Annotated in this window: 17 protein-coding genes; 3 read left to right on the top strand and 14 right to left on the bottom strand. The window is 73.0% G+C overall.

The features are described from left to right. Positions 1–107 precede the first annotated feature (107 nt). The 10 genes from ABZZ04_RS29345 to ABZZ04_RS29300 all read right to left on the bottom strand — a co-directional run bounded on the left by ABZZ04_RS29345 (position 108) and on the right by ABZZ04_RS29300 (position 14,452). Positions 108–812 carry a GntR family transcriptional regulator gene (locus ABZZ04_RS29345; protein ID WP_356935243.1) on the bottom strand — a complete coding sequence of 235 codons (705 nt, stop codon included), beginning with the start codon at positions 810–812 and terminating at the stop codon, positions 108–110. Between the two features lie 87 nt (positions 813–899). Further along, positions 900–1,841: an ornithine cyclodeaminase family protein gene (locus ABZZ04_RS29340; protein ID WP_356935242.1), complete on the bottom strand. Its 942-nt coding sequence runs from the start codon at positions 1,839–1,841 to the stop codon at positions 900–902. After that, on the bottom strand, positions 1,838–2,839 hold the full coding sequence (locus ABZZ04_RS29335) for a proline racemase family protein (RefSeq protein WP_356935241.1): 1,002 nt from the start codon (positions 2,837–2,839) through the stop codon (positions 1,838–1,840). Before ABZZ04_RS29335 ends, ABZZ04_RS29340 begins: the two co-directional genes overlap by 4 nt. A 116-nt stretch (positions 2,840–2,955) precedes the next feature. Then, a complete protein-coding gene (locus ABZZ04_RS29330; RefSeq protein ID WP_356935240.1) occupies positions 2,956–3,864 on the bottom strand; it encodes a dihydrodipicolinate synthase family protein in 909 nt (302 codons plus the stop codon). Positions 3,865–3,994: 130 nt separating this feature from the next. Then, positions 3,995–5,461 carry an NAD(P)/FAD-dependent oxidoreductase gene (locus ABZZ04_RS29325; protein ID WP_356935239.1) on the bottom strand — a complete coding sequence of 489 codons (1,467 nt, stop codon included), beginning with the start codon at positions 5,459–5,461 and terminating at the stop codon, positions 3,995–3,997. Further along, positions 5,442–5,768 (bottom strand): (2Fe-2S)-binding protein, encoded by a 327-nt coding sequence (locus ABZZ04_RS29320; RefSeq protein ID WP_356935238.1) that lies wholly within the window; start codon positions 5,766–5,768, stop codon positions 5,442–5,444. The genes ABZZ04_RS29325 and ABZZ04_RS29320 overlap by 20 nt, the downstream gene beginning before the upstream one ends. A gap of 52 nt (positions 5,769–5,820) precedes the next feature. Beyond that, positions 5,821–6,987 carry an FAD-binding oxidoreductase gene (locus ABZZ04_RS29315; protein ID WP_356935237.1) on the bottom strand — a complete coding sequence of 389 codons (1,167 nt, stop codon included), beginning with the start codon at positions 6,985–6,987 and terminating at the stop codon, positions 5,821–5,823. A 140-nt stretch (positions 6,988–7,127) separates the two neighbouring features. After that, on the bottom strand, positions 7,128–8,870 hold the full coding sequence (locus ABZZ04_RS29310) for a pyruvate dehydrogenase (protein WP_356935236.1): 1,743 nt from the start codon (positions 8,868–8,870) through the stop codon (positions 7,128–7,130). Positions 8,871–8,935: 65 nt separating this feature from the next. Continuing rightward, positions 8,936–10,552, bottom strand: a complete 1,617-nt coding sequence (locus ABZZ04_RS29305) for a protein phosphatase 2C domain-containing protein (protein ID WP_356935235.1) — start codon at positions 10,550–10,552, stop codon at positions 8,936–8,938. Positions 10,553–10,678: 126 nt separating this feature from the next. After that, on the bottom strand, positions 10,679–14,452 hold the full coding sequence (locus tag ABZZ04_RS29300; protein ID WP_356935234.1) for a S8 family serine peptidase: 3,774 nt from the start codon (positions 14,450–14,452) through the stop codon (positions 10,679–10,681). Positions 14,453–14,661: 209 nt separating this feature from the next. On the opposite strand from ABZZ04_RS29300, the gene ABZZ04_RS29295 reads away from it, so the two are divergent. Next, the gene (locus ABZZ04_RS29295) at positions 14,662–15,651 is read left to right on the top strand and encodes a helix-turn-helix transcriptional regulator (RefSeq protein WP_356935233.1); all 990 of its coding nucleotides are present in this window, start codon (positions 14,662–14,664) and stop codon (positions 15,649–15,651) included. Positions 15,652–15,819: 168 nt separating this feature from the next. Further along, positions 15,820–16,302, top strand: a complete 483-nt coding sequence (locus ABZZ04_RS29290; protein WP_356935232.1) for a DUF456 domain-containing protein — start codon at positions 15,820–15,822, stop codon at positions 16,300–16,302. A gap of 127 nt (positions 16,303–16,429) precedes the next feature. Here the strand turns inward: ABZZ04_RS29290 and ABZZ04_RS29285 are convergent, their stop codons facing one another. Together ABZZ04_RS29285 and rsgA are read right to left on the bottom strand one after the other, a co-directional pair. Beyond that, complete coding sequence (locus tag ABZZ04_RS29285; protein ID WP_356935244.1) at positions 16,430–17,791, bottom strand: AlkA N-terminal domain-containing protein; 1,362 nt, start codon at positions 17,789–17,791, stop codon at positions 16,430–16,432. A 105-nt stretch (positions 17,792–17,896) separates the two neighbouring features. Further along, positions 17,897–19,072: a ribosome small subunit-dependent GTPase A gene (gene rsgA / locus ABZZ04_RS29280; protein WP_356935231.1), complete on the bottom strand. Its 1,176-nt coding sequence runs from the start codon at positions 19,070–19,072 to the stop codon at positions 17,897–17,899. 386 nt (positions 19,073–19,458) lie between these two features. On the opposite strand from rsgA, the gene ABZZ04_RS29275 reads away from it, so the two are divergent. Further along, positions 19,459–19,959, top strand: coding sequence for a DUF5949 family protein (locus ABZZ04_RS29275; RefSeq protein WP_356935230.1), 501 nt, complete (start codon positions 19,459–19,461; stop codon positions 19,957–19,959). 183 nt (positions 19,960–20,142) lie between these two features. On the opposite strand, the gene ABZZ04_RS29270 is transcribed toward ABZZ04_RS29275, so the two are convergent. Next, on the bottom strand, positions 20,143–20,553 hold the full coding sequence (locus ABZZ04_RS29270) for a rodlin (RefSeq protein ID WP_148840085.1): 411 nt from the start codon (positions 20,551–20,553) through the stop codon (positions 20,143–20,145). Between the two features lie 119 nt (positions 20,554–20,672). After that, a complete protein-coding gene (locus ABZZ04_RS29265; RefSeq protein WP_356935229.1) occupies positions 20,673–20,873 on the bottom strand; it encodes a hypothetical protein in 201 nt (66 codons plus the stop codon). Positions 20,874–20,938: the final 65 nt, after the last annotated feature.

The raw sequence follows: 20,938 nt of genomic DNA, 5'->3' as shown, positions 1-20,938 counted from the left end.
CGCGCCTCGGGGCCGTGGGTGTGTTGGGCCACCCTGTTGTCCGCCTTCCCCCGCGGGCCCGGGGGCGGCCCGCCCCCGCGGGGGCGTCCGCCGACGGGGCCGGTGCGTCAGTCCTGCTCCGCGGCGCCGCCCTGAGCCGCGCCGTCGGCCCCCTCCTCGGCCCACAGCGACCTGACGTGCGACATGTGGGCCAGCATGCAGCTCTCGGCGCCCTGCACGTCACCGGCGGCCATGAGGTCGAGCAACTGCACGTGCTCCTCGGCCGACTGGACCAGCTTCCCGCTCTCGGCGAGCCGGTTCAGCCCGAAGAGCCGAGAGCGCTTGCGCAGGTTGCCGACCTCCTCCACCAGCCGGCGGTTGCCCGCCAGGCCGAGCAGTTCGAGGTGGAAGCGGCGGTCGGCCTCCAGATAGCCGATGATGTCCTGCTCGGCGGCGGCGTCGACGATCGCCCGCGCCAGCGGCCGGAGCGCCTCCAGCTCCTCGACCAGGCCCATCGCGGCGATGCGGCCGATGGTGGGCACCTCGATCATGGCCCGGATCTCGGTGAAGTCGTCGAGGTCCTGCTCGGTCAGCTCGGTGACCCGGAAACCCTTGTTGCGGACGGCCTCGACCAGTCCCTCGCGCGCCAGGTCGAGCATGGCCTCGCGGACCGGGGTGGCGGACACCCCGAATTCGGCGGCGAGCGCGGGGGCTGAGTAGACCACGCCCGGACGGAGCTCCCCGGCTATCAGCGCCGCCCGGAGGGCATTCGCCACCTGGTCGCGCAAATGCTCCTGCGCGGAAAGGGCGTTGAGCGTCGTCAGGCGGGCCATAGTCTGTTCCTCCAGCACCGTGCGGGGCCCCAGAATACAATGTCACGTTCCACGGGAACCGTCGTCCCGGAGCCGCAGGAGGCGTGGTCAGGACGTCGAGACACGGTGCACCGCCTCGGCGACCGCGAGGTCCTCCCACCCCGCGCCGACGCTCTTGAAGAACCGGGGCCGTCCGGTGCCGTCCGACACCTCGGCATCGACCCGGCCGGTCACCAGCTCGGCGAGATTACCGGCGATGTCCTGGGCCCGGAAGGCCCCTTCGGCGATCGGGATCAGCAGATCGCCCGGTTCCGACAGGGCCGCCGCCCGCGATTCGACGATCACCCGGGAGCGGGACACCAGAGCGGTGTCGACCTCGCGGGCGTCGGCGGTGTGCGAGCCGACCGCGACGACCGTCGCCCCGTCCGGCACGAGGGTGCCGTCGAACAGCGGGGTGGCGGAGGTGGTGCAGCAGAGCACCAGGTCGGCCGTGGCGACCGCCGACCCGTCCGCCTTTCCCGCGTGGGCGTCCGTGCCGAGCCGGCGGGCGTGCGCGACGAGCTCGTCGGTCCGGTGCGGGGTGCGGCCGACCACGGTGACCCGTTCCACCCGGCGCTCCGCGAGCACCGCGGCGAGGTGCCCGTAGGCCTGGGGGCCGGTGCCGAAGAGCACCAGATGGCGCACGACCGGTCCGGTGAGGTACCGGACCGCGAGCACGGACACCGCCGGGGTGCGCAGCGTGGTGAGCGCGGCCCCGTCCAGCAGGGCGAGCGGCAGCAGGGTGGGGGCGTCGAGCAGCAGGTAGCTTCCGGTGATCCGGGGCAGGCCGGCCGCCGGATTGTTCGTGGCGACACCGGCGATCTTCACCCCGGTCACCCGGCGGGTCGTGGCCGGCATGAGCAGCAGCTCCCCGCCGGGTACGGCGAGGTGGTGCCGGGCCGGGGCCGTCTCCGGGTCCAGCCCCCCGCGCAGCGCCGCTTCCAGGGCGTCCGCGGCTCCGATCGGTCCCAGGGCCTCGATGTCTTCGGCGCCGAGCAGGGGGAGAGTCACAGCAGGAATCCTTCGGGGAAGGGGTCGGACGGGTTCAGGAAGTATTGTGCGGTCCCGGTGATCCAGGCGCGCCCGGTGACGGTGGGGACGACGGCCGGCAGCCCGCCCACGGTGGTCTCCTCGACGAGCCGGCCGGTGAACGAGGTGCCGATGAACGACTCGTTCACGAAGTCGGTGTCCAGGGCGAGTTCGCCGCGTGCGTGCAGCTGGGCCATGCGCGCGGAGGTGCCGGTGCCGCAGGGCGAGCGGTCGAACCAGCCGGGGTGGATGGCCATCGCGTGCCGGGAGTGGCGCGCGTCGGATCCGGGGGCGACGAACTGCACGTGCTTGAGCCCGTGGATGTGCGGGGCCTCGGGGTGGACGGGCTCGTCGGTGGCGTTGACCGCCTTCATCAGGGCGAGTCCGGCGGCCAGGATGTCGTCCTTGCGCGCCCGGTCGAAGGGCAGCCCGAGGTCGTCCAGGTCCACCATCGCGTAGAAGTTGCCGCCGTAGGCGAGGTCGTAGCGCAGGGTCCCGTAACCGGGCACGTCCACCGTCCGGTCGAGCCCGACGCTGAACGCGGGCACGTTGGTGAGGGTCACCGCGGTGGCCTCGCCGTCCTCCACCCGTACGTCGACCTTGACGAGTCCGGCGGGGGTGTCCAGCCGCACGGTGGTGACGGGTTCGGTGACCTCCACCATCCCGGTCTCCACCAGCACGGTCGCCACCCCGATGGTGCCGTGTCCGCACATCGGCAGGAAGCCGGAGACCTCGATGTAGAGGACCCCGTAGTCCGCGTCCGGCCGGGTGGGCGGCTGGAGGATCGCGCCGCTCATGGCGGCGTGGCCGCGCGGTTCGTACATGAGCAGGGTGCGTACGGCGTCCCGGTGCTTCTCGAAGTAGCTGCGCCGTTCGGCCATCGTGTCGCCGGGGATGGTGCCGATGCCACCGGTGATCACCCGGGTCGGCATGCCCTCGGTGTGCGAGTCGACGGCGTGGAAGATGTGACGTGTCTTCAAGGCTTCTCCTGGTTCGTCACGGGCGAGAAGGGGAGGCGGCCGGCGGAACGAGCGCCGGCCGCCTCCTCCCGACGACTGTCAAACGGCCCTCGGCCGGGCGGCCGCCCGACAGGGTCTCAGCGCAGGCCCCCGGCGAGGACCTTCTCCGTGACGGCGCGCACGGCGGCCGCGTCGTCGGCGGACAGGGGGTTGCGCGGCGGGCGGGTGGGGCCGCCGTGGCGTCCGGCGACGTCCATGGACAGCTTGATGGCCTGGACGAACTCCGGCTTGGAGTCCCACCTCAGCAGCGGGTGCAGCTCCCGGTAGAGCGGCAGGGCGGTCTCCAGGTCACCGCTCACGGCGGCCCTGTACAGGTCCACGCAGCAGGACGGCAGCATGTTCGGGCTGCCGGCGATCCATCCGACGGCACCGGCGACGCCGAGTTCCAGCAGTACGTCGTCGGCGCCCACCAGGATGTCGAGGCCGGGGGCCCGCTCGGCGATCTCGTACGCCCTGCGGACGTCGCCGGTGAACTCCTTGACGGCCACGATGCTGCCCTCGTTGTGGAGCTCGGCGAGCAGGGCGGGGCTCAGGTCCACCTTGGTGTCGTACGGGTTGTTGTACGCGACGATCGGGAGGCCGACCTGGGCCACCTCGGCGTAGTGGGCGCGCACGGCCGCCTCGTCGCAGCGGTACCCGTTGGGCGGCAGGAGCAGCACGGACCCGGCCCCCGCCTCGGCGGCCTGCTCCGCCCAGCGCCGCGACTCGGCGCTGCCGTAGGCGGCGACGCCCGGCATGACGCGGTCGCCGTCCCCGGCCGCCTCGACGGCGACCTGGACCATCCGGGCGCGTTCCTCGTCGGTGAGGGTCTGGTACTCGCCCAGCGAACCGTTGGGCACCACGCCGTCGCAGCCCGCCTCGATGAGGTCCTGCACGTGCTTGGCGTAGGCGTCGTAGTCGATGGTGCGGTCGTCGCGCAGGGGGAGGGGGGTGGCGACCATGATGCCCTGCCAGGGGCGGGTGCGCGTGGGGTTGTTCGTCGACATGCTGGCTCCTTGGATGTGTGGCCTGTCGCGGGGGCGACATGACGCGGTGCTGCGGGAACGCGGTGATGCGGGCGGCAGGGCGTGCCCGGCCGCCATGGGTGCGGAAGAACGGGGTGAGCGGCTTCGCGCTCTACCGGGGGTCGGACAGGTCGGCGAGGGCGGACAGCTTCACGGGGCAGGCGAGCGGGCGCCGGTCGGCTCCGGCCGGTGCCGGTCCGCCGCCGTGCGCGGCGGCGAGGTCCCGGACGGCGAATCCGCACGTCCGGCCCTGGCACCACCCCATCCCGGCGCGGGTGAAGAGTTTGACGGTCCTGGAGTCGCGGGCACCGAGCTCCTCGCACGCCGAGCGGATCCGGCCCGCGGTGACCTCCTCGCAGCGGCAGACCTCCGTGTCCTCGGCCAGCCACTCGTGCCAGCCGTCCCCCGGCCGGTGCACGGTCCCCATCAGGTCGGCGAAGGCCCGCAGGCGGCGCCGGGTGCGGCGCAGCGCGGTCACGCCGCGTCCCGCCTCCTCCGGCGATCCGCCCCGCGCCTCGCGGACGATCGACAGCGCCGCCAGCTCGCCCTCGCACAGGGCGAGTTCGACACCGCCCACGCCGCCGGTCTCGCCGGCCGCCCAGATGCCGGGGACCGTCGTCCTGAGCTGTTCGTCGAGGACGACCGCATGCGTGCCGTCGGTGCCCGGACGCGTTTCGCAGCCGGTCGCCACGGCGAGTTCGAGCTGGGGCACGAGGCCGTGCCCCACGGCGAGCGCGTCGCAGTCGATCCGGCGGCCGGTCCCCGCGACGGGGCGCCAGCGGTGGTCCACCCGGCTGACGGTCACCGCCTCCACCCGTCCGTCGCCGTGCACCTCGGTGACCGCGCGGTGGCTCAGCACCCTGACCCCGGCACGCAACAGCGCCGTGCCGAACCGGACCGCCTCCACCGCCTTGGCGGGGTTGACGGCCAGCACCTGGGGGGAACGCCCGTACGCCCCGTAGCCGGCGGCCTCGACCAGGGCCGGGACGCGGGCGCCGGCCTTGGTCAGCGAGGCGGCTACGGCCTGGAGGAGCGGTCCGCTGCCGGCGACCACGATCCGGCGCCCCGGCAGCACCAGGCCGGACTTGAGCATGGCCTGGGCCCCCGCCGCGCTCACGACGCCCGGGAGCGTCCAGCCGGGGAAGGGGAGCTGGCGTTCGTGGGCACCGGTCGCCAGCAGCACCCGGCGGGCCCGCACGGCGGTGCGGGCCGCCTCGTCGGTGCCGGCGACCGCGTGCACGGTCCAGTCGTCGTCGGCGGTCCGTTCGACCGTCCACACCTGATGGCTGGTCAGGTGCCGGATCGTGCCGGTGTCCCGGTGCGCGGCCAGTCGTGCGGACAGGTCGGTGAAGGCGGACCAGTTGTGGTGCAGGACCTGGGGCCGGGCGGCGCCGAGGCCGTCGGCCGGATTGCGGTAGTACTGCCCGCCGGGCACGGCGGCGGCGTCCAGCAGGACGACGTCGAGTCCGTGGTCGGCCGCGGTGACGGCCGCGGCCAGGCCGGCGGGTCCCGCGCCCACCACGGCGAGTTCGGCGCGGTCGGTGTCGCGCGGGCGGCCCTCAGCCGTCGAGTGCGGCATGCCCGTTCCCCTCCTGCGTGGTGATGGTGTCGTCCGGCCGGGCGGGGACCAGGCAGGCACGCTGGTTGGGCCGGCCGTTGATGGTGGCCAGGCAGTCGTAGCAGGCACCGATGCCGCAGAAGGCTCCCCTGGGGCGGCCGTTGACCCGGGTGGTGCGCCAGGTCATGATGCCCGCCGCCCAGAGCGCGGCGGCGACGCTCTGACCCGGCAGTGCGCGGATCGGGCGGCCGTCGAAGGTGATCCGGAACTCCGGGTCGGGTTCGGCTCCGACGAGTTCGGCCGGGGTGCGTGCGCGGGTGCGTCTCACGGGGTCCTCTCCTGGGGTCCTGTCCTGGGCGGGCGGGTTCCGCTCCGCGCCGTCATGCGGCACGGTCCGGGGCGTCGAACCGGTCGGGCGCGAACGGTTCGAGGTCGAGTGCGGGACGCTCGCCCCGGATCGCGTCGGCGATCAGCCGTCCGGTCACCGGCGCCAGTCCGATGCCCGCGCCCTCGTGCCCGCAGGCGTGGAAGAGGCCGGGCACCCGGGAGTCGGGGCCGATCGCGGGCAGGTGGTCGGGCAGGTAGGGGCGGAACCCGTGATAGGCGCGCAGCACCCGCACGTCCGCCAGCAGGGGGAAGAGGGCGGTGGCCCCGGCCGCCAGCCGGGCGACCACCGGAATCGACAGCGTCCGGTCGAAGCCGACCCGTTCGCGGCTGGCCCCGATGAGCACCGGGCCCGCCGGGGTGCCCTCCACCACCGGCGAGGTCTGCAGGGCCGCGGACCCGCTCGACACGTCGGCCACGTACTCCGCCGCGTAGACCTTGTGCCGGACCAGCCGGGGCAGCGGTTCGGTGACGAGGACGAATCCCCGGCGCGGGAGGACCGGGAGGTTCACCCCGGCCAGCGCGGCCAGCTCGCCGCCCCAGGTCCCGGCCGCGTTGACCACGACGGGGGCGTGCAGTTCACCCAGCGAGGTGCGCACGCCGCGCACCGCCCCCGAGCGGTCCCGCAGGATGTCCACCACCTCCTCCCCCGGGTGCAGGCGCGCCCCGGACCGGACCGCCGACCGCAGCAACTCGGCCGCGGCCAGCGCCGGCTGGACCTGCGCGTCCTGCGGGTAGTGGCAGCCGCCCGCCAGGTCCGGCGCGAGGTGGGGCTCCAGGTCGTGGAGCCGGTCGGCCGGGACGTGGTGCGCCTCGACACCGGCAGTCCGCTGCCCGGCGGCCGTCTCGGACAGGGCGGCCAGGGAGCCCTCGGAGGCCGCCACGACCACGCCGCCCTTGCTCTCGTACTCGATGCCGGGGGGCAGCTCGGCGGCCAGCTCCTGCCACAGGGAGGCGGAGAGCAGCGCCAGCTCCAGCTCGGGCCCCGGCACCTTGTCGGAGACCAGCAGGTTCCCCTCGCCGGCTCCGGTGGTGCCGCCGGCCACGGGTCCGCGGTCGACGACGGCCACGGAGAGTCCGGACCGGGAGATGTAATGGGCACAGGCGGCGCCGACGACTCCGGCGCCGACGATGACGACATCCAGAGAGTGTCTCGTGAGCACGTCAGTAATATGTCACATTGCTTTGAGGTCGCCAAGAGTGCGCACGGGGTCGGTTGATCAACAACCGTGCGGAACGATACGAGTCGGGCGGAACGGACAGGTCGGGGCGGCACGGTTCCGCCCCGCGTCCGCGGGCCTCTTCAGGGGCGGGGCACGTTCCGCAGGTTGGAGCGGGCCATCTGGACCATGCGGCCCACCCCGCCGTCCAGCACGATCTTGCTGGCGGAGAGCGCGAAGCCGGTCACCATCTCCGCGCTGATCTTCGGCGGGATGGAGAGGGCGTTGGGGTCGGTGACGACGTCGACGAGCGCCGGGCCCTTGTGCCGGAAGGCGTCCTTGAGGGCCCCTTCGAGCTGTTTGGGCTTCTCCACCCGCACCCCGTACGCCCCGGCCGCCCGCGCGACCGCCGCGAAGTCCGGATTCCGGTTGGTCGTGCCGAACGACGGCAGACCCGCGACCAGCATCTCCAGCTCGACCATGCCGAGGGAGGAGTTGTTGAACAGCACGACCTTCACCGGCAGGTCGTACTGCACCAGGGTCAGGAAGTCGCCCATCAGCATGGTGAATCCGCCGTCGCCGGACATCGACACGACCTGCCGGTCCCGGTCGGTGAACTGGGCACCGATGGCCTGGGGCAGCGCGTTGGCCATCGACCCGTGGCTGAACGAACCGATCACGCGGCGCCTGCCGTTGGGCGAGAGGTAACGGGCCGCCCAGACGTTGCACATGCCGGTGTCCACGGTGAACACGGCGTCGTCGTCGGCCAGTTCGTCCAGCACCGAGGCGACGTACTCCGGGTGGATCGGGACGTGCTTCTCGACCTTGCGGGTGTACGCCTTGACCACGCCCTCCAGCGCGTCGGCGTGCTTCTTCAGCATCCGGTCGAGGAACTTGCGGTCGGTCCTGGCCCTCACCTGCGGGGTCAGACAGCGCAGTGTCTCCCGGACGTCGCCCCAGACCGCCAGGTCCAGCTTGGAACGACGGCCGAGGTGCTCGGGGCGCACGTCCACCTGGACGATCTTCACGTCGGACGGGAGGAACGCGTTGTACGGGAAGTCGGTGCCGAGCAGGATGAGAAGGTCGCACTCGTGGGTCGCCTCGTACGCCGCGCCGTAGCCGAGCAGCCCGCTCATGCCGACGTCGTACGGGTTGTCGTACTGGATCCATTCCTTCCCGCGCAGCGCGTGCCCGACCGGGGCCTTCACCCGTTCGGCGAACTCCATCACCTCGGCGTGGGCGCCGGCCGTGCCGCTGCCGCAGAACAGGGTCACGCGTTTCGCCGCGTCGACCATCCGGCGCAGCTTCTCGATCTCCTCGTCCCCGGGCCGCACCGTGGGCCTGGAGGTGACCAGGGCGTGCTCGATCGACTTCTCCGGGGCGGGGCGGGCCGCGATGTCGCCCGGCATCGTGACGACGCTGACCCCGCCCCGGCCGATCGCGTGCTGGATGGCGGTCTGGAGCAGCCGCGGCATCTGCTCCGGGTTGGAGATCATCTCGTTGTAGTGGCTGCACTCCTGGAAGAGCAGCTCCGGATGGGTCTCCTGGAAGTAGCCGAGGCCGATCTCGCCCGACGGGATGTGCGAGGCGAGGGCGAGTACGGGCGCCATGGAGCGGTGGGCGTCGTAGAGGCCGTTGATCAGGTGCAGATTGCCCGGTCCGCACGATCCGGCGCAGGCCGCCAGCGCGCCGGTGACCTGGGCCTCCGCACCGGCGGCGAAGGCGGCCGTCTCCTCGTGCCGCACCTGGATCCAGTCGATGCCGCGATGGCGCCGGATGGCGTCGACGACCGGGTTGAGGCTGTCGCCGACGACGCCGTACATGCGCTTGACACCCGCCCGGACGAGGATGTCGACGAACTGCTCCGACACGTTCTGCTTGGCCATGGGTGCGTACCTTTCCGCGCTTCGGCTTCCGGACTTACGCATCCATCAACCCATGGCGCGCGTGGTTACGCCTCCCAGACGCCGACCCCCGTGCGGTCGTCGGAGTACCCCTTCACCCGGAGCTGGGTGTCGGCGAGGAAGGGTACGAGCCCGGGTGCCCCGCCGTCGGCCCAGCGCCCGGCGAGTTCCCCGGCCAGGGCCGGTTCGCCGCGCATCGGTTCGGCGAGACCGGCGCTGCACAGCAGCAGGGTGTCCCCCGGCCGGGCCACCGAGGCCCGGAAACGAAACGGTTCGGCGGGCGGGTCGTCACCGGCCGCGGCCGGCTGCGGTTCGAGGTCCTGCCAGGCGTCGTCGCGCAGCCTGAAGAGTCCGCCGTCGCCGACGCCGAAGAAGATCCTGGTGCGGCAGTCGGGGTCCGCGGGCAGCAGGAGGCAGCGCAGTCCCGCCGTGTACTCCGGCGGCTCCAGCCCCTGTTCCGCGGCGCGGGCGCGCAGCTTGCCGTAGGTGCGGTCGGTGAGGCGGTGCAGGCCGGACTTGAGGTCCCCGCGCCTGCCCGCCCTCACGTCCTCGGCGAGCCGGACGTGGCTGCGGCCCACGGCCTCGCCGATCCAGCGGCAGGCATCGGCCGCCGCCAGGTGCGCCGACCGGGTGGCGCGGGCCCCGGTGGCCACGGCGACCAGGAGCAGCCCGCCCTCGTCGTCGCCGAAGCGCGCGGTGAGCAGCGCGTCGCGGCGGGGCTCGCCCCGGAACCGCGCGGAGTCCCCGCGCACGGAGGCGGCGCGCAGGGTGTACGTGCCGTAGCGGGCGCCGTCGAGCACGGTGTCGGCGACGAGGCCGTCCAACTCCTCCGCGGTGGCGGCGGGCAGGGCCGTGGGTTCGGCGTCGTAGGTGGGCGGACGGTCGCCCACGTGGCCGATCGCGAAACGGTCAGCTGGCACGGGCCCCGGCTCCGGGACACCTGGTACGACAGGGGCTTCGGGGACGACGGGGGTCGTGGGGACGACGGGGGTCGTGGGGACGGCGGGGGTTCCCGGGGCGGTGGCGGACTGCTCGGTGACCGGCCTCCTGGGCAGCGGGGGCAGTGGCTCCACCGCTCCGGGGCCCGGCTCCACGGCCGGGTCCGGCTTCGTGACTCGGTCCTGCCGCACGGCCGGGTCCGGCTTCGCGGCGGGTGGTGGGTAGGGGGCCCGCGGGTCCACGGGCACGCGCGGCAGCGGTACGGCGAAGGTGCGCGGCCGCGACGGACCGGCCGGGGAATCCGTCGCGGGGGCGTCCGGGGCGTGCACGGCCGTGGCCGGCGGCTCCCACGGGGCCCGCGCCGACCGGAGTATCGGCGGGCCGGACGGCACGGGAGGCTTCGGCAGGACGGGTGGTGCGGATGGTTCGGACGGCACCGTCGGTACGGAAGACACTGCCGGTTCCACGACCGCTGCCACTCCCGAAGGCGCCTCCCCTGGCCCTCTCGTCTCCTCCGCCTCCTCCGCCTCCTCCGCCGTCCTCGTCTCCCCCGCGTCTCCGCGCCCCGCACGCCCGTCCGGTCCCACCGCGTCCGACGCCGAGTCGAAACGGTCGTCGAGCGTGTCGGCCGCGTCACCCGTTCCGGTGTCCCGGGCGTCCTCGTCGTACAGCCTGTGCCACCAGTCGTCCTCACGGGCGGCGGGTTTCTCCCCCTGCTGACTCATTCCCTTATTGTCGGCCGCACGGGCCGTACGAAAACGGGGCATCCGGAAAAAGCGGCCACGAACACAGGTCCGCCGGGCGCCCCCACCCCCCACGGGAAGGACGCCCGGCGGACCGGCTCGGTGTGATCAGCGCACGGCGTATGCGTCGGTCACGGTCTGGACGACGGAGTTGCCGTTGGCGTCCGTCAGTTCGGTCTTCAGCGTGACCGGCTTGCCGGCCGCGCCCGCGTGGTTCACGGTCGCGGTCCACCGGCCGTCCTGCTGGGCGGTGGTCGCGGCGGTCCAGGTCTTGCCGCCGTCGTACGAGTACGAGACCTCGGCCGCGGTCAGCTCGCCGGGCGTGTAGCCGGCGTGGCCGGTGACGCTCAGGCCGATCTTCTGCCCGTCCTGCGCCGCAAGGGTCTTGAGCCCGTCGGCCGCCAGGTCGTAGCCCGGGAAGAGCAGCGGGAGGCCCTGCGAGTACGCGTTCTCATCACGCTTCGAACGGAACTTCCAGGTGGTCTCGGTGCTGGTGGACCGCTTCCACACGGCGGCGGGCTGACCGGACTTCATGGTCTGCAGGGTGAGTTCGTACGCGGCGTCCTCGGCCGGGACGGTGAACACCCCGGCCGGCCAGCCGTTCCGGCCGATCAGCTTGCCGTCGCTGGAGAGGCTCACGCTGCCCATGTCGCCGAAGGAGCCCTGGAGACCGGCGTGCTCGCTGTCGCTCCAGAAGCCGGGGGCCACGCCGATCAGGTTGTCCTGGCGCTCGCCGGCGAGCTGGAGCTTTCCGGCGGCATCGCGCGGGGCGGCGGGGACCGGGATGCCCCGGTACCAGTTCTCCGTGCGCTTCGAACCGGCCCGGTAGGTGCGCGGCTGGTCGACCATCAGCTCGCCCCAGGGGAAGCTGGAGGAGAGGTACCGCTCCCAGGCGGTGTCGTCGCCCGCCGAGTAGTACTCGGTACGCGTGCTGGGGGCGGCGACGACGTCGGTGGCCGCGGAGAAGACACCACCGTACGGCCGGTTGATGATCATCGTGTCTACGTAGTCCGCCGCGACGCCCATCGCCTCGTAGTTGGCGGTGACCTTGCCGAGCTTCGTGTCGCGGACCTTGTGGGTGCGGTCCGAGGTGATCGGGCCGGTCTCCGGGAAGGCCAGGTTGTAGACGAACGGGCTGACGGCCGTGGCCTTCCAGCTCAGCTCGACCGGGCCGTCGGCCAGGGCGGCCTTCAGCGCGGCGGCCTCGTCCGCCTCGATGCCGAGCGAGGGCAGGGGTGCCCGGGCGTAGCCGACGGTCGGCTTCCAGGGGCCCGCGGCGGGGCGGTGGGCGATGACGGCCTTCGCACCCGCGGCCTTGGCATTGCGGGCCTGGGCGTACACGTTGTTGTCGTCGTCACCGACCTCGATCAGGGCGATCTTCCCGTCGACGCCCGCGGCCTCCAGCTCCTCGGAAGTGCCCTTGCCGGCGTCGACCAGGGCGGCGCGGCCCGCGCCGTCGAGGTTGACGGAACCGGTGCTCGCCGCCGTCGGGTGCAGTTCGGTGCCGCCGACGACCGACAGCTTCTCGATCTGCGGGGCGTACGCGCGCCAGAAGCTGGCGAACTCGAAGTCGCCGTCGCTCGCCCTGCCCTGCACGTCGGCCAGGTAGTTCTTGACCGCGGAGCCGCCGGTGATGGAGCCCGAGTGCAGCCAGACGTCGTCCCAGCTGCGGCCGAACGCGAGCGTGGTGGAACGGTTCTCGGACGCCCGGTCCGTGGTCCTCACCTGGATCCGGTGGGCCTTGCGGGCGTCCAGGACCACGGTGGTGTCCTTGGTGACGTTCAGCTGCGGCCGCGCGAGGTAGGCGACGGATTCCTCCATGCGGCCGGTGGCGTCCTCCGGGTCGGCCGTGGTGACGAAGCCGGACAGGAAGTACGCGCCGGGGCGCACCTGGTAGACCTGGTCGGTGGCACCGTCGTTGAAGCGACGCTCACCGCTGGCGGTGTCGGTGCCGATGACGTCCAGCGAGGAGGAGCCGTCGGCGGCCTTGCCCGCGCGGTCGACGAGCTTGACCCGCAGGGTGACGGTCTCGGCCCCGACGTACAGCGAGAACGGGGTGGAGACCTCGACGCCGTCGGGGCCGGTGGCCAGCACGCGTCCGGTGACGTCGCCGTACTGGGCGGCCTTCAGCTTCGCCGTCGGGTCGATCCTCAGCGGAACCTTGACGGTGGCCCCGGCGGGCACGGTGACGGTGCGGGTGCCGAGTTCGGCGATCGCGGAGCGGACGGCCGAGCCGTCGTTGCCGGTGACACCCCGGACCTTCAGCGAGAGCTTCACCGGCTTGTCGCCGGAGTTGGTGTACGGGACGTCGACCGTGGTGCGGTCGCTCCGGTCCTGCGGCCAGTTGAAGGTGCCGCCCTGGACGGCCGGGGCGCCGACGAGGGTGGTGTCGATGGCGGCCTCGACGTCGAGCCGGCCGCCGCCGGTCTCGCGCACGTCGCCGGGGATGTCGCTCTTCGCGGAGGACACCAGGGCCGCCTTGATCTGCTGGGCGGTCCAGTCCGGGTGGCGCTGCTTCACGATGGCCGCGGCGCCCGCGACGTGCGGGGTGGCCATCGACGTGCCGGACATCGACTGGTACGCGTAGATGCCCCGGCCACCGGCGGCGGCGGCCGAGATGGCGACGCCGGGGGCGGCGATCTCGGGCTTGAGGGTGTGTGCGCCGATCGCGGGTCCGCGGCTGGAGAACTGGGCAGTGGAGTCGTCGCGGTCGACGGCGCCGACGGTCAGCACGCTCGGGGCGCAGCCGGGCGAGGAGACGGTGTTCGCCGTCGGGCCCGAGTTGCCGGCCGCGATCACGAACAGGGTGCCCTTGCTCTGCGCGAGTTCCTCGGCGGCGACGCTCATCGGGTCGGTGCAGTCGGTCGGTTCCGGGCTGCCGAGGCTCATCGAGACGACATCGGCCTTCTGGTCGACGGCCCACTGCATGCCGGCGATGATCCAGGACTCGGCGCCGGAGCCGCTGTCGTTGAGGACCTTGCCCGCGAGCAGGTCGGCGCCGGGGGCGACGCCCTTCTTCCTGCCGTCGCTGGCGGCTCCGGAGCCGCCGACGGTGGAGATGGTGTGGGTGCCGTGGCCCTGGCGGTCGTCGGTGCTGTCGGAGTCGGTGAAGTTCTCCGAGGCGGCGATCCGGCCCTTGAGGTCGGGGTGTTCGGCGTCGACGCCGGTGTCGAGGACGGCGACCTTGGTGCCCTTGCCGTCGTAACCGGCGGCCCAGGCGAGGTCGGCGCCGACCTGCTTGGTCGACTTGTCGAGGGTGGCGCGGACCTTGCGGTCGAGCCAGAGCTTCTTCGGGCCGGCGGCCGAGAAGGAACGGGCGCCGGCGGTGAGGTCCGCCCAGAAGTCGGCGGCCTTCTTCTTGTCCGTCTTGAGCGCGACGCCGTCGATGGCGTCGAGCGCGATGCCGCGCTCGGCACCGCGCGGGGTGGCGAACGTGGAGCGGGCCCGGCCCTTGTCGTAGACGGCGATCAGCGGCAGCGACTTGCTGTGGGCGTCGTCGTAGCCCTGCCGGACGAGACCGGTGACGTTGAAGAGTTCCTCGTCGACCCGGCCCGCGGCCAGCGCCTCGGTGGCGGTGTCGGGATAGACGTAGAGGTCCTTGCCGGACTGCCTGGTCTGGACGAGGGGGACGGAACCGTCCTCGCGGGGCAGCGCGGTGGCCGAGGCGGCTCCCGAACTGTCCGTGCTCACCAGGACCTTGTCACCGGTGACCAGGGTCACCGTGACCGGCTTGCCCTTCTTGGCGTCGGCGGCGGCGCTGCCGGTCAGTGCTCTCTTACCCGTCGCGTCGTCCTGCGGCGCTGCCGCGGACGGGGCGATCGCGGTGACGGCCAGGACGGCGGCGGTGGCCGCTCCCAGTGCCGTACGCGATATCGGACGCATCGCTCTCCCCAAGTGAATCCGGAACCAACCTGCGCAAACCGCAGCTTTCCGGAGGTTGTTGGTACTGCGGTGGCGCCACATTGGCAGAGCGAAGAGCGTTGAAGGGATGATGTGCACGGCGGGTTTACGCCGTGGCCGCTTTCCGCCACGGCTGGACACCCGACGGCAGCGACATCGTGCGGAATCAGCGCGTCCATGAGGGGGCCGGGATGCTGGGAGCCATAGGTCTGGACGAGATACAGGAGTCCGCGTACCGCGCGCTCGTGGCGGTGGGAGCTGCGGAGATAGCCGATCTCGCGCACCGGCTGGCACTTCCCGAGGCGGACACCGAACGGGCCCTGCGCAGGCTGGAACAGCACGGTCTGGCCGCGCAGGCCTCGGCCCGCGCGGGACGCTGGGTGGCTGCCCCGCCGGGCGTGGCGCTCGGGGCGCTGCTGACCCAGCAGCGTCATGAACTGGAGCAGGCGGAGCTGGCGGCGGCGCTGCTCGCCGAGGAGTACCGGGCGGAGGCCGTCGAGCCGGCCGTGCACGATCTGATCGAGGTGGTGACGGGGGCGAGTGCGGTGTCGCACCGCTTCCACCAGTTGCAGCTGGGGGCGACGAGCGAGGTGTGCGCCCTGGTCTCCGGGAAGCCGATCGCGGTCAGCGGCATGGAGAACGAGGCCGAGGAGCGGGCCGCCACTCGCGGGGTGTCGTACCGGGTGGTGGTCGAGCGCGAACTCCTCTCGCAGCCGTTCGGGATCATGGAGCTGTCGGCCGCGCTGAGCCGCGACGAGCAGTGCCGGGTCATCGACCGGGTGCCGACCAAACTGGTCGTCGCCGACGGCTCCCTGGCGATGGTCCCGCTGACCAAGCACAGTGCCGAGCCCGCGGCCCTGGTGGTCCACGCCTCCGGGCTGCTGGAGTCGCTGGTGGGGCTCTTCGAGGCGGTGTGGCGTCAGGCCATGCCGCTCAGGCTCGGCGAGAGCGGCCTGCCGCAGGGGGAATCCGTCGAACCCGACCCGACGGACCTGGAGATCCTGTCGCTGCTGCTGGCCGGACTGACGGACGCGAGTGTGGCGAAGCAGCTGGACCTGGGGCTGCGGACCGTGCAGCGCCGGGTGAAGGGCCTGATGGAGCTGACCGGTGTGTCGACCCGGTTGCAGCTGGGCTGGCACGCGTACGAACGGGGCTGGGTGGCCCGTACCCCGCGGGCCTGACCGGGTCCGCCGACGGGCGCGACCGCGCCGGGCGCCGGACCGGTTACGGTCCGCCACCGGTCCGGCATTGTCGCCCGCAGGGCTTCGGTACGGCCCTGAGCTGCACGGACGGCCCCGTCCGGGGAGCGCTGACGGGCGGGACCGGCCGGACTCCGGCAGGCTGGTCGAATGAGCGTGTGGCAACTCGTCGCCGTCGGCCTGGTCATGCTCCTCGGCCTGCTCGGTGTACTGGTGCCGGGGGCGCCGGGGCAGGCGATCGTCTGGGCCGCCGTGCTGTGGTGGGCGCTGACCGACATGACGCCGGTCGCCTGGGGCGTGCTGATCGGCGCCACCGCGCTGCTGCTGCTGAACCAGGCGCTGAAGCCGCTGCTGCCCCCGCGCCGGCCCCGCGAGTCGGGGGCACCGCGCAGGACCCTGACGCTCGGCGGGATCGGCGCGATCGTGGGTTTCTTCGTACTGCCGGTGGTCGGCGCGGTCGTCGGCTACGTGGGAGCCGTCTACACGGCGGAACGACTGCGGCTGGGCAGCCACGCGGCGGGCTGGACGTCGGTCCGCTCGGTGATGCGGGCGACGGGCTACTCGGTGCTCGTGGAGCTCTTCGCATGCCTGTTGGTGGCGGGCGCCTGGCTGGGCGCGGTGCTCTGGGGCTAGGCCACCAGCTCACCGACACCCGAACCACCGCCCCGGCAAAGTTTTCTGACGGGACATCATATGAATTCCTCCCGTCTCTCCGCCGCCTGGTCCGGGAGGAATCCCGGCCGCGTCGCACGAGGCGGGTTCAGCCGGTGCCCAGGAGCTCCAGGTGCCGCACCCCGTACGAGCGCCAGGGCCGCCAGCGTTCCGCCCCCGGCCTCCCGTACGGATCCACATCGGGGTCGCCGAGCGCACGCGTCCTGATGAGCGCCGCGGCCACCGGACCGATCCCGGGCAGCCGCAGCAGGGCCTGCCCGGCCTCGTCGCGGTCGGCCCCGGCGTCCAGCCGCAGCTCCCCGTCGGCGAGCGCGGACGCCAGGGCCCGCAGCTCCGGGTCGTCGGTCGCACCGGCCAGCACGGCGGATTCGGGGAACACCCGGGTCAGCCCGCCGCAGGGCACGTCCAGCGCCGTCCCGTACCGCTCGACGAGCCGCGCCGCCGCCTCCCGGCCCACCAGGGCCCGCACGGCGAACTCCTCCGGGTCAGCGGCACCGGGCGAACGCAGCCCCGGCCTGGCGGCGACCCCCGGGGCGAGCCGCGGGTCGGCACCGAGCCGCTCGTCGACGGCGTACGGATCTGCGTCCAGGTCGAACAGGCGCCGCAGCCGCTGGACGGCCGTCGTCAGGTCCCGCAGGTCCGCGAGGTGGATGCGGGCGTCCAGCCAGGAACCGGCGGACCGCTCGTCGACGGCCACCACGCCCGATCCGTACGGGAGCCGCAGGGTGCGCCGGTAGGTGCGGGCGCCCGCCTCGCCGCCGACCGCCTCGATGCCGGCGACCGCCTCGCCGGCCAGCAGGTCGAAGACCTCGCGCGCCGCGTACGGCCCCCGGTGGGCGAGCCGCAGCGGGATGCCGGTGGTCCGCCCCACCCGTACCGTCCCGCCCCGCCCCGTACCGGCCTCGGTCCGCAGCGCGGTCGGCGTGCGGGCGTAGATCCGCCGGATCGTGTCGTTGAACTGGCGCACACTGGCGAAGCCGGCCGCGAAGGCGATCTCGGTCACGGGCAGCCCGGTCGTCTGGAGCAGCACCCGGGCGGTGTGGGCCCGCTGGGCGCGGGCCAGCGCGACGGGTCCGGCGCCCAGCTCCGCGTTGAGCTGCCGCTGCACCTGGCGCGAGCTGTAGCCGAGCCGGTGGGCGAGGCCGGGCACGCCCTCCCGGTCGACCACGCCGTCACCGATCATCCGCATGGCGCGGCCCACGACGTCGGCCCGGACGTTCCATTCCGCCGAGCCGGGCACCGCGTCCGGACGGCAGCGGCGGCAGGCCCGGAAGCCGTTGCCCTGCGCGGCGGCCGCCGTCGGGTAGAAGCGGACGTTCTTCCGCTTGGGGGTCACGGCGGGGCAGCTCGGCCGGCAGTAGATGCCGGTCGTCTCGACGGCGAAGAAGAACTCCCCGTCGAAACGGGCGTCGCGGCTGCTCACCGCCTCGTACCTGGTCCGTTCGTCCATCACGGAATCCAGTGTGCGGCACCCCCCGACACCGCACTGGCGGATTTCGGACACGGCCCTGCGCACGGTCGGCCGGTGCGCGGGGCAGTGGGAGCACGGCCGCGGCTACCGCAGCCGGCCCCGCTTCGCGTCCATGGCGGCGCGCCCCTCGGCCCCCTTGCGCTTCCAGTCGCGCAGGATCTCCGACCGCAGCCGGGCGTCGGTCTTGGCGACGATGCGCTGGTTCTCGCGCAGCAGCTTGCGGAAGCTGTCGAGGCGCCGCTCGTGCAGCGAACCGTCCTCGATCGCCGCGAGCACCGCGCAGCCCGGCTCGGACTCGTGGGCGCAGTCGTGGAACCGGCACTGCTCGGCCAGTTCCTCGATCTCGGAGAAGACCTGGCCGACGCCTTCCTCCGCGTCCCAGAGACCGACCCCGCGCAGCCCGGGGGTGTCGATCAGCACTCCCCCGCCGGGCAGGACCAGCAGGTTGCGGGTGGTGGTGGTGTGCCGGCCCTTGCCGTCGACGTCACGCGCGGCCTGCACCTCCATCACGTCCTGGCCGAGCAGCGTGTTGGCGAGGGTCGACTTGCCCGCGCCGGACGCCCCGAGCAGCACGCTCGTACCACCCGAGACGATGGCGGAGAAGACGTCGATGCCCTCCCCCGTGGCGGAGCTGACGGGCAGCACCTGCACCCCGGGGGCGACGCCCTCGATGTCCTGGACCAGGTAGGACAGTGTGGCGGCGTCCGGCACCAGATCGGCCTTGGTCAGCACCACGATCGGCTCGGCGACGCCGTCCCCGGCGGACCCGTCCTCCCGCAGCAGCGCGTCACCGGAGGAACTGGACATGGCGAGCGCGAGGAAGCGCTCCACCCGCCCCAGGTCGAGTTCCACGGCGAGCGAGACGCAGATGACGATGTGGTCGACGTTGGTGGCCAGCACCTGCCCCTCGGAGCGCTGCGACGACGTCGAGCGGACGAAGGCGGTGCGCCGCGGCAGCAGCGTGCGGACGAACTGCGGATCACCGTCGGGATCGACGGCGACCCAGTCGCCCGTGCAGACGATCCGCATCGGATCGCGCGGGACGACGAAGGCGGTGTCGGCCCTGAGCGTGCCGTCCGGGGTGACGACATCGCACTGGCCACGGTCGACCCGCACCACACGCCCGGGAAGCAGACCCTGTTCGGCGTACGGCGCGAACTCGGCCTCCCACTCGGCGTCCCAGCCGTACGGGGACAGCGGGTGCGCGGCGGACGAGCCCTGGAGGGAGGAGAGAGCGGACGAGAAGGACTGGAGAGACAAGGGAAACCCTTCGAAGGGTGGCCCCGGCAACGCGCTCGCTGGCGCGGAGAGTTACGGAAAGGTCAGCCGGTGACCACGGGGGTGGGAACGATGTTCTTCCGGTTGTGGGCAACGCCCATCGCAACGACAGTCATCACGGTCCTCACCTCCTGGTTCACACATGAACCCGACACCGGCGGCTCAGCACGCCGTCCGGAACTCCGCACACGATAGCCCGCGCCCGTCGGACGGCTCAACACATTTACCGGGATGCGTGCCGCGTCCGCCGCTCCCGCCGGATCGGGGACCACGTTCCCGGCCGCATTCATCGGAGTTATCCGGCTATCTCGCCCGATCAGGTGATACTCATGCACAACCACCGGTCCGGGGCCGTTATGGTGCCGAGCATGACCTCACCCCAGACCGCCAACGGCACGTTCACCCAAGCCCAGTTGGGCACGATCACACTGATCGGGTGGAGCGGCGAACACCCTGACGGCGGCCACGACGTCGCCTTCCTCCTCGTCTACTCGCTGGGCGACGGCACGGACGGCCCCGCCGCCGGTGAGGCCGCCATGCGCGTGGCCCTGGAGCGCTGCGGGCTGCCGGTCGGCGGCGGCCCGGTGTACGCGGCGGAGCACCCCGGCCTCCAGGTGAAGCTGCTCGTCCAGGCGGGCCAGGCCGTTCTGACGCTGCCCCACTTCACCGCGCAGTACCCCGCTCCCCGCGAGTGGCTCGCCGCCGCGAACGGGCGGGGCGAGGTGCACGCGATGTTCGCGACCCGCCCGTGGCCCCAGGGCGCCCCGGGCCGTCCGGTCGACGAGGGACTGCTGCGGTCCTTCGCCGGCGACCCGGAGGTCATCATGTCCTCCGCCCACTGCGTCCTGCCGGTGCGCAGCCTGGGCTGACCCGCCCCGACGCATGACGATGCCCACCGCCCCCGTGGCGCGGTGGGCATCGTCATGTGCGAAGCCCCGGGACGTTGCCGCCCCCGGTCCTGCCCGGCGACCGGCCGCGCCCCGTGAACCGGTGGGGCACAGCCGTGCGGGCGACCGCGGGAGCGGTCCCGGGTCGCCCGCACGTCGGACGCGTCAGTTGTTGGCGATCCCGTTGCCCGACAGCACCGGGATGCCGTTGACCAGGTGCGACAGCGCCTCGTCGCCCTTGGCCTGGGTGGAGTTCTCGGCGCACTGCTGGTTCTGCGGCGAGGCCAGGACGTTGACGTCCTGGACCGCGACCGGCACCAGCAGGCCGACGAGGGAACCGGCGTTGGCCTTGAGCGGCAGACCGACGCAGGCCTTGTTCAGCGTGCCCTGGACGAGCTGGACCTGCGGGCTGCCGTCGCCCTCGGTCACGCTGTTGCCGAACGAGTCCACGGCGCCGTTGCCGTTGACCGACGTCGTGCCACCGTCGTTGCCGATCGCCATGGCCGCCGGGGCCATCGCGGCGGACAGGCCGACCAGGGACACGGCCACTGCTGCGCCGGTCATCATCTTCTTCATCACGCTTCACCTTTCGGAGCGTCCCGTTGTGGAACGTACTGATCAACCCGCTACGGAAGCGTGGGTTCCGCAGTACCACCCGAATGGGTTCGATCCGGCATGAGTTCGACCGGTTCCGTTCATCCCTCGACGACTTCGCCGGAGGTGCGGGCCGCCGGGATCCGGCTCTCCGCGCGGGGCCGGGCGGGTGCCTGGTACGTGGTCCGTTCCGGGTCGCCGTGGGCGGCGCGCCACTCGGCGAGCAGCCGGTCGTAGATGGGGGTGCCGTCCTGTCCCTGCCCCGGCCGGCCGTGGGGGCTCTGACTGTCGTACTGGTCCATGGGGTGCCCCTACCCGGTGCGGCGGACGGTGTCCGCCGCCACTACGGCAACCGGCCCAGTGCACC

The organism is Streptomyces sp. NPDC006435, from assembly GCF_040612315.1.
Taxonomy (GTDB): domain Bacteria; phylum Actinomycetota; class Actinomycetes; order Streptomycetales; family Streptomycetaceae; genus Streptomyces.
Note: the sequence above shows the minus strand (reverse complement) of the source record. Positions and strands in the feature narration are given on the sequence as shown.